Origin of the sequence: Halobaculum sp. XH14 (genome assembly GCF_032116555.1) — an archaeon.
GTDB lineage: Archaea > Halobacteriota > Halobacteria > Halobacteriales > Haloferacaceae > Halorarum > Halorarum halobium.
In genome coordinates this window covers 148440-162725 of sequence record NZ_CP134949.1, presented here as the reverse complement: position 1 = coordinate 162725, position 14286 = coordinate 148440, and the positions used below count along the sequence as shown (strand labels likewise).

Here is a 14286-nt window from a genome sequence, read left to right as displayed (position 1 = left end):
GTGGTTGCGCTGTCGCGTACAAAAGGCGTGCGGGCTCGGCGGTTCCCCGTCACCCCGCCTCCAGCCGGGACGCCCCGACGAGCGCGACGACGGGGACGGCGGGGCCGAACAGCGCGAGCAGCAGGCTCGGCGGCCAGGGGAGCGAGCGCCCCTCGCGGTCACCGGACGCTCCCGGCGGTTCGGTCGCCGTCGGCGAGGGGGCACCCGTCGAGTCGGCCAACCCGGTCGCGTCGGGCGTCGCGGTCCGTTCCCCCGGGGTGACCCGGATCGTTCCGGCGTCACGGCCGCCGTTCGGGGGCTGGACCGTCACCCTGTACTCGCCGAACCCCAGTCCGTCGCCCGAGGAGCCGGCGATGGTCGCGTTCCGGACCGCGCCGCCCTCCGCGGAGAGCGCGGCGCTCGCGTCGCCCTCGCCCGCCGCCGCCGTGTCGAAGCGGACCGCGACCGAGCCGTCGCGGTCCGAATCGAGGACCGTCGCGGCGAGTTCGAACCCGTCCGCGCCGGTCACCGTCAGGCTCGTTCTGCCGACGTCGTGGAACACCAGCGGAATCTCCACCGCCTTGCCGGAGGCGACCTCGAGCGATCGGTCCTCGACGAGGACGATCGGGTGGGCCGCGGCGACGCCGACCGCGCCCGCGAGGAGGCACGCGACGGCGACCGCGCGGAGGAGCGGCCCGGCGAGCGGGGGAGACACATTCCGAGGTCGCGCGCCATCGGGGTTAAAATTTCGCGGGGCGACCGTGGGGACGTGGCCGTTGCCCGCGCGTGGGGGTCAGTTCAGCGCGGGGTCAGTTCAGCGCCGAGTCCGCGGTGCGGAGCGCCCGTCGTCCCGGCTGTCGGTCGCGGAGCGGCGCGTCGACGAGGTACTCGACGAGCGCGTCCCGGATCGCCCTGACCTGCTCGAGGGTGAACCGATCGCGGGCGTCGTCCAGCCGGTCGAGGGCGTCGACCTCGACGGCGTCGGGGTCCCGGTCGGCGGCGGCGGTCCTGAGCTGTTCCATCAGCGCGGCGTGGACGACCCACGCTTCCTCCCGGCTGACTTCGAGCAGCGTCGTTCCGTCTCTGACTGGAGCCGGCATCTCGACTCGCCGTCTCTGCCGGGACGCACTTGAGGGGTGAACACCGTTCGCGTCGTTTTGTGAGAACCGGCCGTCTTAGCCCATTGTTACCCCGATTTTACACGTTTTATACCGTTCCGATACGAGCCGGCTACCGAATTCGTAGCGGGAGTAGCCGGGGCCTATCCGTCGAATCCGAACCTCACGGGCCAGTTTCGAAATCGGGGCAGTTTTCGCCGGTTCGCAGGTGATCGGGCGCGCGCCGGCGATCGGTGGACCGGTCGCCGGCCGTCGGACGGACCGGGCCGGGAGTCGGACGAACAGTCGGTGGTCCGGATCGGAGCGTCACTCGAAGGCGGCGATGCCGGTCGAACTGACCGTGATTCCAACGGGACGAGTTGCCGGAGCTACTCGAAGGCTGCAATCCCGGTCAGATCCTGCCCGAGGATGAGCGAGTGGATGTCGTGGGTGCCCTCGTAGGTGTACACCGTCTCCAGGTTGCTCATGTGACGCATCGGCGAGTAGTCGGTCGTGATGCCGTTGCCGCCGAGCATCTCGCGGGCGACCCGCGCCTGGTTCCGTGCCATCCGGACGTTGTTCCGCTTGGCCATCGACACCTGCTGGGGACGGAGTCGGCCGTCCTCCTTCAGGTCCGCGAGCCGGTAGGCGAGCAGCTGGGCCAGCGTGATCTGGGTCGCCATCTCGGCCAGCTTGTTCTGCTGGATCTGGAAGCGGGCGATGGGGCCGCCGAACTGGTCGCGGTCGAGCTGGTACTCGCGGGCCGTCTCGAAGCAGTCACGAGCCGCGCCGACGACGCCCCAGGCGATGCCGTACCGGGCCTGCGTGAGACACGAGAGCGGCCCCTTCATCCCCTCGACGTTCGGGAGGACGTTCTCCTCGGGGACGCGCACGTCCGAGAGGCCGATCTCGCCGGTCACGGACGCGCGCATCGAGAGCTTCTCGTGGATCTCGTTCGTCGTCACGCCGTCCCGGTCCGTCTCGACGAGGAAGCCGCGGATCGGGTCGTCGTCAGCCGAGGTGTCGCGCGCCCAGACGACCGCCACGTCGGCGATGGGGGAGTTCGTGATCCACGTCTTCGAGCCGTTGAGCACGTAGCCGTCGGCGTCGCGCTCGGCGCGCGTCTCCATTCCGGAGGGGTTCGAGCCGTGTTCGGGCTCGGTCAGGCCAAAGCAGCCGACCGCCTCGCCCCGGCCGAGCGCGGGCAGCCACTCCTCCTTCTGGGCCTCGCTGCCGAACGCGTGGATGGGGTACATGACGAGCGCGCCCTGCACGGACGCCATCGAGCGCAGCCCCGAGTCGCACGCCTCCAGTTCCTGCATGAGGATGCCGTAGGCTCGCTCGGAGACGTTCGGCGAGCCGTACCCCTCCAGGTTCGGCGCGTAGAAGCCGAGTTCGCCCATCTCGGGGATGAGCTCGGTCGGGAACGTGCCGTCCTCGTAGTGTCGTGCGATCTCCGGCTGGACCTCGTCGGCGACGAACTCCCGGGCGGTGTCGCGGATGAGCTTCTCCTCGGCCGAGAGGTCCGCCTCCAGACCCACGTAATCGAGCATGAGGGAGGGTCGGGAACGCTGGGTGAAAAGCGAATCGCAACACCTGCCGGTTCGACGGCGAGCCCGCCGAATCCGCCCGGCCTGGCGGCGGCTCGGCCGGTCGCGCCGCTCGGACCGACTACGCCCCGACGCCCGCGTCGCGTTCGGCTTCCTCCGCGCCGTCGGTCCCCTCGCCCGCGTCCCGAACCGACCGCGCGTACGACGTGAAGTTCTCGAACAGCGTCTTCGCCTCGCAGGCGGCCTCGTAGTTCCCCGGCGTGATGTCGGAGAGCACCGCCTCGACCGCCTCGTCGCCGATGCGCTCGCGCTTCCCCTCCGTCACCTCGCGGGCGGTCGCCTCGTCGTACTCGGGGTGGAACTGGACGCCCCAGGCGTTCCCCTCCCGGAACGCGTGGACGCCGAACTCGTTTTCCGCGAGGGGCGTCGCGCCCGGCGGCAGGTCGACGACGGCGTCGCCGTGGGTCGTGAACGCCGAGAACGTCTCGTCGATGCCCGCGAACAGGTCGTCCCCCCCGCGGCGTTCGATCTCGTTGTAGCCGATCTCGAACCCGTCCATCCCCGCGACGCGGCCGCCGAGCGCCTCCGCGAGCACCTGGTGGCCGTAACAGACGCCGAGGATGGGCACGTCGCGCTCGGCCGCCTCCGCGGTCCAGTCGACCAGCGGCGGGATCCACTCCTCGTCCCAGTACACCGACGAGCGCGAGCCGGTGATGACGACGCCGTCCCAGTCGAAGTGCTCGGGGAGCCGTCCCGCGTTCACGTCGAACTCCGCGAGGTCGGCGTCGAGCTCCCGGCGGAAGTTCCGGGCCGTGTTCGCGTCCGCGTGGGCCGCGTTCAGCAGCGCGAACCGCAGTCGAGTCATTGCCGGAACTGTGCGGGCGCGCGGCAAGTGCCTTGCGCCGCTGGCAGGTGCCGCCGGCGTTCCGAAGACGCGCCGACCGCCGGGATCGAGGGGGACTCAGTCCCCGAAAAAGGCAAGCAGCCGATCGTTCACGAGCTTCGAGTGCTCGACGTTCGCCAGGTGGCCGGCACCCTCGACGGGGACGAACTCGCCGCGGGGGAGCCCGTCGGCCAGTTCCTCGCCCTTCGCCGGGGGGCAGACGGCGTCCGCGGTGCCGTGGAGCACGAGCGCCTCGTTCGTCACCTCGTACGTGCGGTCGGCGACGTCGAACGCGTCCAGCGCGGCCCGGGTCGCCTGCCACGCCTCCGGGCCGGCGTCCTCAGCCGCGCGCCACTCCGCGATCCGGGAGATGGCGTCGGGCTGGGCGTCGACGAACTCGCGTGAAAAGACGGCGTCGAGCGAGGATTCGAACGCCGCGAGGCCGTCCCGGTCCGGCCGAAGCGGCTCCGGGTTGAGCCCGTCCCCGTACGCCGCGGTGCCGACGAGCGCCAGCTTCCGGATCCGGTCGGAGCCGAGCGCGGCCGTCAGCGCGACCATCCCGCCGAGACCGACGCCGACGAGGTGCGTCGAACGGACCCCGGCGTCCGCGAGCACGGCCTCGAGGTCCGCCGCGAGCGTCTCCACCGAGTACGGTCCCGGCGGCGCGTCGGAGTCGCCCGTTCCGCGGGTCGCCGGCACGACGGCCTCGTAGGGGCCGGCGAGCGCGGCGTGCTGCCAGCCCCACTGCCAGGGGCCGAAGCCGAGTTCGCCGACGAACGTGACCGCGGTCGTGCCGGACCGGTCGTCGTCCGGGGGTTCGGCGTACCCGTCGCCGTCGGTCTCGTAGTAGAGTTCCGTGTCGCCGTTTCGCGCGTGTGGCACTGGAGCCGTGGTTTCGGTTCCGAGGGCTTGTATTCGACGGGTCGCGTTCGTCCGGTTCCTCCCGTTCCGTGGAGCCGGCGCCGACCGGAAACCGTGCCCACGAGCACGGGTTCGCGGACCGGTCCGAGCACGCGCGACGCGGAAGGAAACACCTATCCGCGAAAGCGACCCGATACCACACAGCCCCCGGGTCGGTCCGTTCGGAGCGACCCATCTACCGACAATTCCACTCAGCAAATGAAGGTCGCAGACGCCATCCCCGAGTTCGCCGACGCCTTCGGCTTCGAGGAGTTCAACCGGATGCAACGCGAGGCGCTGCCCGCGATGCTCGACCGCGACGACAACGTCGTCGCCGCCGCGCCCACCGCCTCGGGCAAGACCGCGCTCGCGGAACTGGCCATCTGCGAGACGCTGCGCGAGGGCGGCACCGCGCTCTTCATCGCCCCGCTCCGTGCGCTGACCAACGAGAAGGAGGCCGAGTGGGACCGGTTCGAGGACCTCGGCTACTCCGTCTACGTCGTCACCGGCGAGCGCGACCTCAACCCACGCCGGGCCGAGCGCGCGGACATCCTCGTCATGACGCCGGAGAAGGCCGACTCCGCGACCAGAAAGCACGAGTCGGCCCGCTACGGCTTCGTGGCCGACGTGGACTGCTGTGTCATCGACGAGGTCCACCTGCTCGACTCCGAGAAGCGCGGCGCGGTGCTGGAGGTCACCATCTCCCGGCTCCGCCGGCTGTGTGACCCGCGGATCGTCGCGCTCTCGGCGACGATGCGGAACGTCGGGGACGTGGCCGAGTGGCTCGACGCGCCGCCCGAGACGACGTTCCAGTTCGGCGAAGAGTACCGCCCGGTCGACCTGGAAACGGGCGTCAAGACGTACACCCACGGCGACAACAGCTTCGCCGACAAGTACCGGCGGCTCTACCGCGCGCTCGACCTGGCCGAGCCGCACATCCGCGAGGACGGCCAGGCGCTCGTGTTCGTCTCCTCCCGGCAGGACACCGTGATGGCCGCGAAGAAGGCCCGCGACGAGGTGGCCGAACGCGACGTGCCGATGGGCGCGCGGGGCGACTACGAGTTCCACACCGAGGCGAAGGACCTCAACAACGACACGCTCCGCCAGTCGGTCCCCGACGGCGTCGCGTTCCACCACGCCGGGCTCTCGAAGCACGACCGGGACAGGGTGGAAGAGTGGTTCAAGCAGGGGAAGATCCAGTTGCTCTTTTCCACCTCGACGCTCGCCTGGGGCGTGAACCTCCCGGCCCGCTGTGTCGTCATCCGGGACACGAAGTTCCACGACCCGCTGGAGGGAGAGGTCGACATCTCGGAGCTCGACGTGCTCCAGATGCTCGGTCGCGCGGGCCGACCCGGCTACGACGACGTGGGCCACGGCTGGGTCGTCTGTGACCGCGCGGACGCCGACCGATATCGCCGCCTCCTGCGCGAGGGCAAGGACATCGAGTCGCGGCTCGCCGCGGAGGTCGAGTCGCACCTGAACGCCGAGATCGCGCTCGGCACCATCACCGGCCTGGAGGACGTGATGGACTGGCTGGAGACGACGTTCTACTACGTCCGCGCCAGTTCGAAGCCCGACGAATACGACTTCGAGGGCATCCGCGACCGCGTGCGCGACACGCTCGACTCGCTCGTGACGCGCGGGTTCGTCGACACCGACGAGTCGCTCGCGGTCGCCGGCACCGCGCTCGGCCGGCTCACCTCGAAGTACTACCTCCGGCTCGACACGGCCGAGCGCTTCCGATCGCTCGCGGACCGGGAAGCGATCGACGAGTCGGCCGTCCTCCGCGCCGTGGCGGGCGCCGGGGAGTTCGATTCCGTCTCGGCCCGCTCCTCGGAGACGGACGCCGTCGACCGCGTGCTCTCGAACGTCGACACCGACCTGGAGGGCGGAAACCGCAAGGTGCTCGCCATCCTGCGCGCCGCCGTCGAGGGCACCACCCCCTCGGACCTGCGCTCGGACGCCTGGGTCATCCGGCAGAACGCGCTCCGACTGCTCGCCGCGCTCGGGGAGTTCCTCGGCGAGTTCGCCGGCCCGCGCGCCGCGAACCTCGTCGCCCGCGTCGAGGCCCGCGTCGAGCACGGCGTGCCGGCCGACGCGGTGGGACTGACCGCCATCGACGGGGTCGGCGCCAGCAGGGCCGAGAACCTCGCGTCGGGCGGGATCACCTCCCCCGCGAACGTCGTCGACGCCGGCGTGTCGGAGCTGACGGCCGCCGGCCTCGCGGAGGGCGTCGCCGAGCGCGTCCTCCGCCAGGCGAAGGCGCTCCCCCGGACGGTCGTGGAGTGGGGCGAGTTCCCCGACTCGGTCGGCGTCGGCGAGAACGACATGCGCGAGGTGACGGTGCGGACCGTCGGCGGCGGCGCCCGCGCGGGAATCCGCGTGACGGCGAACGGCGTGGAGATGCACGAGAAGGCGCTCTACCTGAGCGACGAGACGACGGTGCCGGTCGGCGTGTTCGGCCCGCCCGGCGAGGACGAGATCGAGTACCGGATCGAGGTCGTCTATCCGGACCTCCCGCTGCTGCCCGAGACCGACGCACGCACGGTCTCCATCGACTGACGGACCGCCGCGAACAGCTCCTCGGCCGATTCCGCGACCGCGTCCGCCTCGGAGAGGTCCGTGTCGGCGTTGTGCCCGTCACGGAACGCGACCACCCGCGCGCCGGCCCGGTGTCCCGCGAGCACGCCGTTTCTGGAGTCCTCGATCACGACGGCTCGCTCGGGCACGCTTCCGAGTTCCGCGATCGCGTCCTCGTAGAGGTCCGGGTCCGGCTTCCCGGGCCCGTCGAACTCGTCGGCGGACGCGACGAGGTCGAACGCGAGGTCGAAGCGCTCCAGGACGATGTCGATCCACCCCGGCGGCGAGGAGGAGACGAGCGCGACCGGGATCCCCTCGTCCCGCAGGTCGGCGACGAACTCGTCGGCGCCGGGGAGCAGGCGGACCTGCTCGCCGTATATGTCGGTCGCCGTGTCGTCGTATATCTCGACGAACTCCGCTTCGCTGACGGTCGGTTCGTACTGGTCGACGAGGTAGGCGTAGATCTCGCGGTAGTTCATGCCCGTGATCTCGTCGAGGTCGACGCGCCGAGACGGCACCTCCTCGCCGTTTCGGTCCGGATGCTTGCCGTCGAGGACGGCCGGGAGGATGTGGTCGCGCTCGGCGGGGTGCCAGTAGTCCTCGGAGTCGACGAGGACGCCGTCCATGTCGAAGCAGACGACGACGGGCGGATCGACCGGGCCGGGCGCGTCGGTTCCCCCCGAGGACCCTGCGGTGTCGGCCGATTCAGTCGTGTCCGCCGAGTCCGTCGTGTCGGCCCCCTCGCCGTCCGTCGAGTCGGGGCGGGAGTCGCTATCGCTCACACCCGTCCGTTCGCGCCCCGCGGTATCGACCTTGCGGCCCGAGGGTCCAAATAGGGGAACGGGGCCAGACCCCCCATGCCCGAGACCCTCCGCGTCTTCGCCGGCGACTGCAGCACCAAGTTCGACGCCCCCCGCGGCCAGCGCCTCCAGCGCGGTCGGGTGGTCGTCCTCGCGAAACCCGACCGGACGCTCCTCGTCCACGACGCCTCCGGCTACCAGCCGCTCGCGTGGCTCACGCGCGCCGACTCGCTGACCGTCGAGTCCGACGACGAGGGGTTCGCAATCACCGCCCGTGACGGCGACCAGACCCTCCGTGTCCGCTCGCACGGCCCCGGCGAGCGCGCGACGTTCCCGGCCAGCGCGGGCGGCAGCCCGGTCGGCGAGTGTCCCGACTGCGGGAACCCGATGGTCCGAACCGGCGGCGACGTGGTCTGTCTCGGCTGCGAGGAACGGTACGGCCTCCCGTCGGGCGCGACGGTCACGGACGGGACGTGCGAGGACTGCGGCCTGCCGACGATGCGCGTCGCCCGGGGCGAGCAGTTCGAACTGTGCATCGACTACGCGTGCGACTCGCTGGCCGACCACGTCCGCGAGGCGCTCGACGGGGCGTACGACTGCCCGGACTGTGGCGAGTCGCTCCGCGTCGTCGAACACCGCGGCCGGACGTTCCTCGGCTGTGACGCACACCCCGACTGCGAGACCTCGTTTTCGATCCCCGCGGGCGAGACCGTCGGCACCTGCGTCTGCGGCCTGCCGCTGTTCGAGACGTCGACCGGCGTCCGCTGTCTCGACGGCACCTGCGAGCACCACTCGGGGGCGACGTCCGGTCCCTGAGTCCACCCGCGACGGCCGAACGTTCGACGGAGCCACGGCGGCCGGACCGTCCACCGGACCGCAACCACCACGCCTCCCGGGGAATCGCGACCGCCGGGTACCCACGGCGGGAGGAGCGGTACCCCGAGTGGCGACGCCGTATCAGCTCACCGGCCGGTGGGACTGAACGGGGCCGCGGGGGCGTTCGCGGTCGTCACTACGGTGTCAGCAACGCCGGGAGAAAACAAACGGAAGGGAGACGCGCCGGAACAGACGAAAAACCGCTACTCCAGCAACAGCAGCTTCGGGTCCGCGAGGTACTCCATCACCAGATTGGTGAACTGCCCGGCGACCGCGCCGTCGATGACGCGGTGGTCGATCGAGAGCGAGAGCGGCAGGGTGTGTGCGGCCGTCACCTCGCCGTCCTCGACGGTCGGGCGCTGCTCGATCGCACCCAGCCCCATGATCGCCGTCTCGGGGTAGTTGATGATCGGCGTCGCGTACTCGCCGCCGACCGCCCCGAAGTTCGTGATGGTGAACGTCCCGCCCTGCATCTCCGAGCGGGAGAGCTTCCGGTCGCGCGCCCGGCTGGCCAGGTCGTTCACCTCCTCGGCGAGTTCCAGGATGGACTTCCGGTCCACGTTCTTCACGACCGGCACCATCAGCCCCGCGTCGGTCGCGACCGCGATGCCGACGTTGTAGTACCCCTTGAGCGCGATCTCGCCCTCGTCCTCGCGGAGCTCGGAGTTGAGGTACGGGAACTCCTTGAGCCCCGCCACGATCGCCTTCATCACGAACGGCATGTACGTGAGCTTCACGTCCCGCTCGGCGGCCCGCTCCTTCAACTCGGCCCGCGTCTCCACGAGGTCCTCGATCGCGACCGTGTCGTGGTGGGTGACGTGGGGCGCGGTGTACTTCGACTCGGCCATCTGCTCGCCGATGGTCCGTCGCACGCCGCGGTAGGGGACGGTCTCCTCGCCGCCCGCCTCGGCCTCGACGGCCCCGGCCGCGCCGTTGCCGGCCCCGGCTGCCGCGCCCGCGGCGCCGGCGCCGGTCTCCGCTTGCTTCGCGGCCGTCACTGCGTCGGCGTACTGCTGGACCTGATCGGCCGTGACGAACGCCTCGCCCTCGCGCGTCTCGTCGGTGGGTACGTCGTCCAGGTCGACGCCCGCCTCCTCGGCGGCGTGACGGGTCGCCGGCGCGGCGAGCGTGCGTTCGCGGCCCGCGGCCTCGACGTCTCCCGCGGGTGCCGACGCGGCCGCGGCCGTCCCTCCGCCCGACTCGCCGTCGGCGTCACGGCGCGTCGCTGCGGGTTTCCCGGAGCCGACGTCGACGTCCTTCGGCCCCGACGATTCGGTCGCCGCGTCCGCGTCGTCCGCACCACCGGCGTCGGCGTGGGCGCGCACGTCGGCGTCGGAAACGCGGCCACTCGGCCCGCTCCCGTCGACCGCGGCGACGTTCACGCCGAGTTCGCGGGCGAGCCGGCGTGCCGAGGGAGACGCGAACACGCGACCCTCCGCCGGCTCGCTCGCGTCGGTCTCGGCGGTCGCCGTCTCCTCCGCCTCCGTGCCCGCCTCGGCTTCGGGTTCGGACTCGGCTGCACCCGCCTCGGTCGTCTCGGCCGACTCGGTCCCGGAGTCGGCTTCCGCGCCGCCGTCGCCGACCTCGAACGTGATGATCACGTCGCCGACCGGCACCATCTCGCCCTCCTCGGCGAGCAGCTCCTTCACGGTGCCGTCGTACGGGCTCGGCACCTCGACGAGCGCCTTGTCCGTCTCGACCTCCGCGACCGGCTGGTCCTCCGAGACCGTGTCGCCGGGCGCGACGAGCCAGTTGACCAGCTCCCCCTCGGCGACGCCCTCGCCGACGTCGGGGAGTTTGAACTCCTCGGTCGCCATCTCAGAACTCCACCGCCTCGGTGATCCCCTCGGCCACGCGGGCCGCGTTGGGCATGTAGTAGTCCTCCATCGCGTACAGCGGGTACGGCACGTCGTAGCCCGTCACGCGCTGGACCGGCGCCTCCTGGTACAACAGCGCCTCCTCCTGCAGGATGGCCGTGATCTCGCCCGCGAGCCCGCCCGTCTTGGGCGCCTCGTGGACGACGCAGGCGCGGCCGGTCTTCTTGAACGACTCGACGATGGCCTTCCGGTCCATCGGCGAGACGGTGCGGAGGTCGACGACCTCGGCGTCGACGCCGTCCTCGGCGAGTTCCTCGGCGGCCTCCAGGCTCGGCCGGGTCATCGCGCCGTAGGTGAACACCGAGACGTCGCTGCCCTCGCGGCGGACCGCTGCCTCGCCGATGGGCACCTCGTAGTCCTCCTCGGGCACGTCGCCGCGGAACGCGCGGTAGATGAGCTTCGGTTCGAGGAAGACGACCGGGTCCGGGTCGCGCATCGCCGAGATGAGCAGCCCCTTCGTGTCGTACGGGGTGCTGGGGATGACGACCTTCAGGCCGGCCTCGTGGGCGTAGAACGCCTCCTTCGACTCCGAGTGGTGTTCGGGCGCGCGGATGCCGCCGCCGTAGGGCGCGCGCAGCACCATCGGGAGCGTGAACCGGCCGCGCGACCGGGTGCGCAGGCGGGACATGTGGGAGACGATCTGGTCGAAGCCGGGGTACATGAATCCGGAGAACTGGATCTCGGGAACAGGCTTCAGGCCCATCGCGGCCATCCCGACCGCGGTGCCGATGATGCCGGATTCCGCGAGCGGCGTGTCGACCACGCGGTCCCCGCCGAACTCGTCGTAGAGGCCCTCCGTGGCGCGGAACACGCCGCCGTTCTTCCCGACGTCCTGTCCCATGACGAGGACGTCCTCGTCCCGTTCCATCTCGGTCCCGAGCGCGTCCCGGACCGACTGTACCAGCGTGAGATTCTGCGTCGCTTGGGTGTCTTGCGTGCTCATTGTCACTCCTCCAGGAACGCCTCGTCCCCGTACTTCTCGCGGACCGCGGCGAACTCCTCGGCCTGCTCGACCAGCGCGGGCGGCATCTCCTCGTACACGTTCTCGAACATAAGCCCCGGGTCCGGCCGGGCGCTCGACTCGGCCTCCTCGATGGCGGCCGCGACCTCCTCCTCGACCGACTCCTCGATGGCCCCGACGCGCTCGTCGTCGAGGACGCCCTGGTTCCGCAGGAACTTCTCCAGGCGCGGGATGGGGTCTTTCGCCTTCCAGCGCTCGACCTCCTCGTCCTCGCGGTACACCGAGGGGTCGTCGGCGGTGGTGTGGGCGCCGTAGCGGTACTGGACGGCCTCGACCAGCGTGGGGCGGCGCTCGCCCTCGTCGGGCGATTTCGCCTTCTCCAGCGCCTCGGACGTCACCTTGTAGACGGCGAGCGGGTCCATCCCGTCGACGCGGACGCCCTCGAAGCCGTACGCGACGGCCTTCTGGGCGAGCGTCTCGGAGGCGGTCTGGCGCTCGCGGGGGACCGAGATGGCCCACTGGTTGTTGTTACAGAAGAAGACGTTCGGCGTGTCGAACACGCCCGCGAAGTTCAGCCCCTCGTGGAAGTCGCCCTCCGACGTCGCGCCGTCGCCGAAGTAACAGAGGAACCCGGCGTCGGTCTCGCCGTCGTTCTGCAGTTTGTCCGCCCACGCCATCCCGGTCGCGTGGGGGATCTGGGAGGCGATGGGGACGGCCACGGTGAAGATGTTGGCGTCCTCGGGCACCTGGTTGCCGCTCTCGTCGCCCATCCAGTAGCGCAGGGTCTTCGTCAGGCCGAGCCCGCGGACGACCGCCGCGGCGTGTTCGCGGTAGGAGGGGACCATCCAGTCGTCCTCCGCGAGCGCCATGGCGGAGCCGACCTGCGCGCCCTCCTGTCCCGAGAGCGGCGGGTAGGTCCCCATGCGGCCCTGCCGCTGCAGGGAGACCGCCCGCGTGTCGAAGTGGCGGGCGAGTTTCATGTTCCGATACATCTCGACGAGTTCGTCGTCGTCGAGGTCGGGGACGTCGCCGACGACGCCGCCGTCCTCGTCGAGGACCTGAACCTTGCCCTCGCGCGGGTCGCGCTCGAGCGTGCTCACGGTTCCCTCCGTCGCATACACGAAATCTGATTCGCCCAAGGCATAGTGTTTTCGTAAATAGTTTACTGTGGACAGAAATACTGCCTCCGGTCACCGACGTGTCCATTCAGGGCGGGGCGAAATTCCGTATCGGAAATTTTCCGGCCCGACGGCACCGTCTCCGCGGACGACGCCCCGAAATCCCGCACGAATCTTGACAAACAATCGGTCCGCCCCGGTTCATCGACGCGGTGCCGGACGGCCACGACGGCGTAATCGACGCCGTGCCGTCCGGTCCCGAGGGCGTTCCCCGGTCAGTCCCCGCTGGCGGCACGCGCGTGAGCGCGGGCCTCCTCGACGCTCCGGCCCTCCCGGAGCAGCGCCTCGACGAAGAACTCGCCCGCCTTGTACGACGAGCGGACCATCGGCCCGGACGCACAGTAGAGGAACCCGAGTTCCGACTCGGCGACCCGCCGCCACGTCTCGAAGGCGTCGGGGTGGACGTACTCGAACACGTCGAGGTGCGACCGGGACGGCTGGAGGTACTGGCCGAGCGTGACGATGTCCACGTCGGCCTCCCGGAGGTCCCGGAGCGTCCGGTACACCTCGTGGTCGTACTCGCCGAGGCCGAGCATGACGCTCGTCTTCGTGTAGACGTCCGACTCCCCGCTCACCTGCTCGAGCACGTCGAGCGTCTGGCCGTAGTTCGCCCGGCGGTCCCGCACCGGCCACTGGAGCCGCTCGACGGTCTCGACGTTGTGGGCGATGACGTCCGGTCCCGCCTCGATGATGCGCCGGATCGCGGCCTCGTCGCCGCCGAAGTCCGGGATGAGTACCTCGACGAGCGTCTCCGGGTCGCGGCGCTTGATCTCGCGGATCGTCTCGGCGAAGTGGGCGCTGCCGCCGTCCGCGAGGTCGTCGCGGTCGACGGAGGTGAGCACGACGTAGTCGAGACCGATCTCGGTCACGGCCTCGGCGACGTTCGCGGGCTCTTCGGGGTCCAGCGGCTCCATCCCGCCGGTCTCGACGTCACAGAAGTTGCACCCGCGCGAGCACCGGTCGCCCAGCAGCATGAACGTCGCCGTGCCGGGGCCGGTTCCGGGGCCGTCGCTCCCGGACCAGCACTCCCCGAGATTCGGGCAGTTGGCCTCCTCACAGACCGTGTGGAGGTCGTGCTCCCGGAGCGTGGCCTTGATCTCGGTGAACCGCTGCCCGGCGGGCGGGTCCATCTTCAGCCAGTCCGGCTTGCGACGCCGACTGCTCATACCCAACTCTTCGTGGCCCGGGGCAAAAGGATGCGGATGTGTGAACCGACTGGCGTGAGCGACGGCGTGGCTGTGGCCGTACTCGACCGACGGCGAAATCAGGACGCCCCTCGATGCCGGTCGGACGTCCGTCGGCGCGTGCCGGCGGGCCTTCGTTCACGCGAGCGGACCGAGGGTGAGTTCCGAGGAGCTCGCTCCGAGGAAAGGGAGGGCGAGGTGCGGTGCCGTGCGGTCGGGTGGACTGAAAGGGGTCGTGGCTATCGAGGTGTGCGCCACGCCGACCGAACCACCCTCGAGAGAGCGACGCGGGAGCTTTCGAAGTCGCGGAAACGATGCCCGACCCGACACGGACCGAGAGCAGCGGTGGTTTTGGCGGTCCGCACCACGGCACTGTCGTTCCCGGCCAACGACCCGAATCGGAGACTCCCAACCGCCCGAA

12 protein-coding genes are annotated in these 14286 nt (G+C 70.7%); 2 read left to right on the top strand and 10 right to left on the bottom strand.

The genetic code is table 11. From position 1 onward, the window contains the following. Positions 1-49 precede the first annotated feature (49 nt). The 5 genes from RJT50_RS00770 to RJT50_RS00750 all read right to left on the bottom strand — a co-directional run bounded on the left by RJT50_RS00770 (position 50) and on the right by RJT50_RS00750 (position 4391). Positions 50-694 carry a DUF7827 domain-containing protein gene (locus RJT50_RS00770; protein ID WP_313693155.1) on the bottom strand — a complete coding sequence of 215 codons (645 nt, stop codon included), beginning with the start codon at positions 692-694 and terminating at the stop codon, positions 50-52. A gap of 94 nt (positions 695-788) precedes the next feature. Next, complete coding sequence (locus RJT50_RS00765) at positions 789-1079, bottom strand: DUF7853 family protein (protein WP_313693154.1); 291 nt, start codon at positions 1077-1079, stop codon at positions 789-791. A gap of 386 nt (positions 1080-1465) precedes the next feature. After that, complete coding sequence (locus RJT50_RS00760; protein WP_313693152.1) at positions 1466-2629, bottom strand: acyl-CoA dehydrogenase family protein; 1164 nt, start codon at positions 2627-2629, stop codon at positions 1466-1468. 118 nt (positions 2630-2747) lie between these two features. Next, complete coding sequence (locus RJT50_RS00755) at positions 2748-3491, bottom strand: type 1 glutamine amidotransferase (RefSeq protein ID WP_313693150.1); 744 nt, start codon at positions 3489-3491, stop codon at positions 2748-2750. Between the two features lie 96 nt (positions 3492-3587). After that, on the bottom strand, positions 3588-4391 hold the full coding sequence (locus RJT50_RS00750; protein WP_313693148.1) for an alpha/beta fold hydrolase: 804 nt from the start codon (positions 4389-4391) through the stop codon (positions 3588-3590). 237 nt (positions 4392-4628) lie between these two features. Between RJT50_RS00750 and RJT50_RS00745 the strand changes: the two genes are divergently transcribed. Beyond that, entirely contained in the window at positions 4629-6971 is a 2343-nt protein-coding gene (locus RJT50_RS00745; RefSeq protein WP_313693147.1) for a DEAD/DEAH box helicase, read from the top strand. Here the strand turns inward: RJT50_RS00745 and RJT50_RS00740 are convergent. Beyond that, on the bottom strand, positions 6914-7771 hold the full coding sequence (locus tag RJT50_RS00740; RefSeq protein ID WP_313693145.1) for an HAD family hydrolase: 858 nt from the start codon (positions 7769-7771) through the stop codon (positions 6914-6916). The two genes, RJT50_RS00745 and RJT50_RS00740, sit on opposite strands and share 58 nt — an antisense overlap. A 75-nt stretch (positions 7772-7846) precedes the next feature. On the opposite strand from RJT50_RS00740, the gene RJT50_RS00735 reads away from it, so the two are divergent. Beyond that, positions 7847-8605: a topoisomerase DNA-binding C4 zinc finger domain-containing protein gene (locus tag RJT50_RS00735; protein ID WP_313693143.1), complete on the top strand. Its 759-nt coding sequence runs from the start codon at positions 7847-7849 to the stop codon at positions 8603-8605. 263 nt (positions 8606-8868) lie between these two features. Here the strand turns inward: RJT50_RS00735 and RJT50_RS00730 are convergent, their stop codons facing one another. From RJT50_RS00730 to lipA, 4 genes are all read right to left on the bottom strand, one after another. Beyond that, on the bottom strand, positions 8869-10482 hold the full coding sequence (locus RJT50_RS00730) for a dihydrolipoamide acetyltransferase family protein (protein ID WP_313693142.1): 1614 nt from the start codon (positions 10480-10482) through the stop codon (positions 8869-8871). 1 nt (position 10483) lies between these two features. Beyond that, the gene (locus RJT50_RS00725) at positions 10484-11485 is read right to left on the bottom strand and encodes an alpha-ketoacid dehydrogenase subunit beta (RefSeq protein ID WP_313693139.1); all 1002 of its coding nucleotides are present in this window, start codon (positions 11483-11485) and stop codon (positions 10484-10486) included. 2 nt (positions 11486-11487) lie between these two features. Beyond that, positions 11488-12603 (bottom strand): pyruvate dehydrogenase (acetyl-transferring) E1 component subunit alpha, encoded by a 1116-nt coding sequence (gene pdhA, locus RJT50_RS00720; protein WP_313693137.1) that lies wholly within the window; start codon positions 12601-12603, stop codon positions 11488-11490. 293 nt (positions 12604-12896) lie between these two features. Beyond that, a complete protein-coding gene (gene lipA, locus RJT50_RS00715) occupies positions 12897-13847 on the bottom strand; it encodes a lipoyl synthase (RefSeq protein ID WP_313693135.1) in 951 nt (316 codons plus the stop codon). Positions 13848-14286 lie beyond the last annotated feature (439 nt).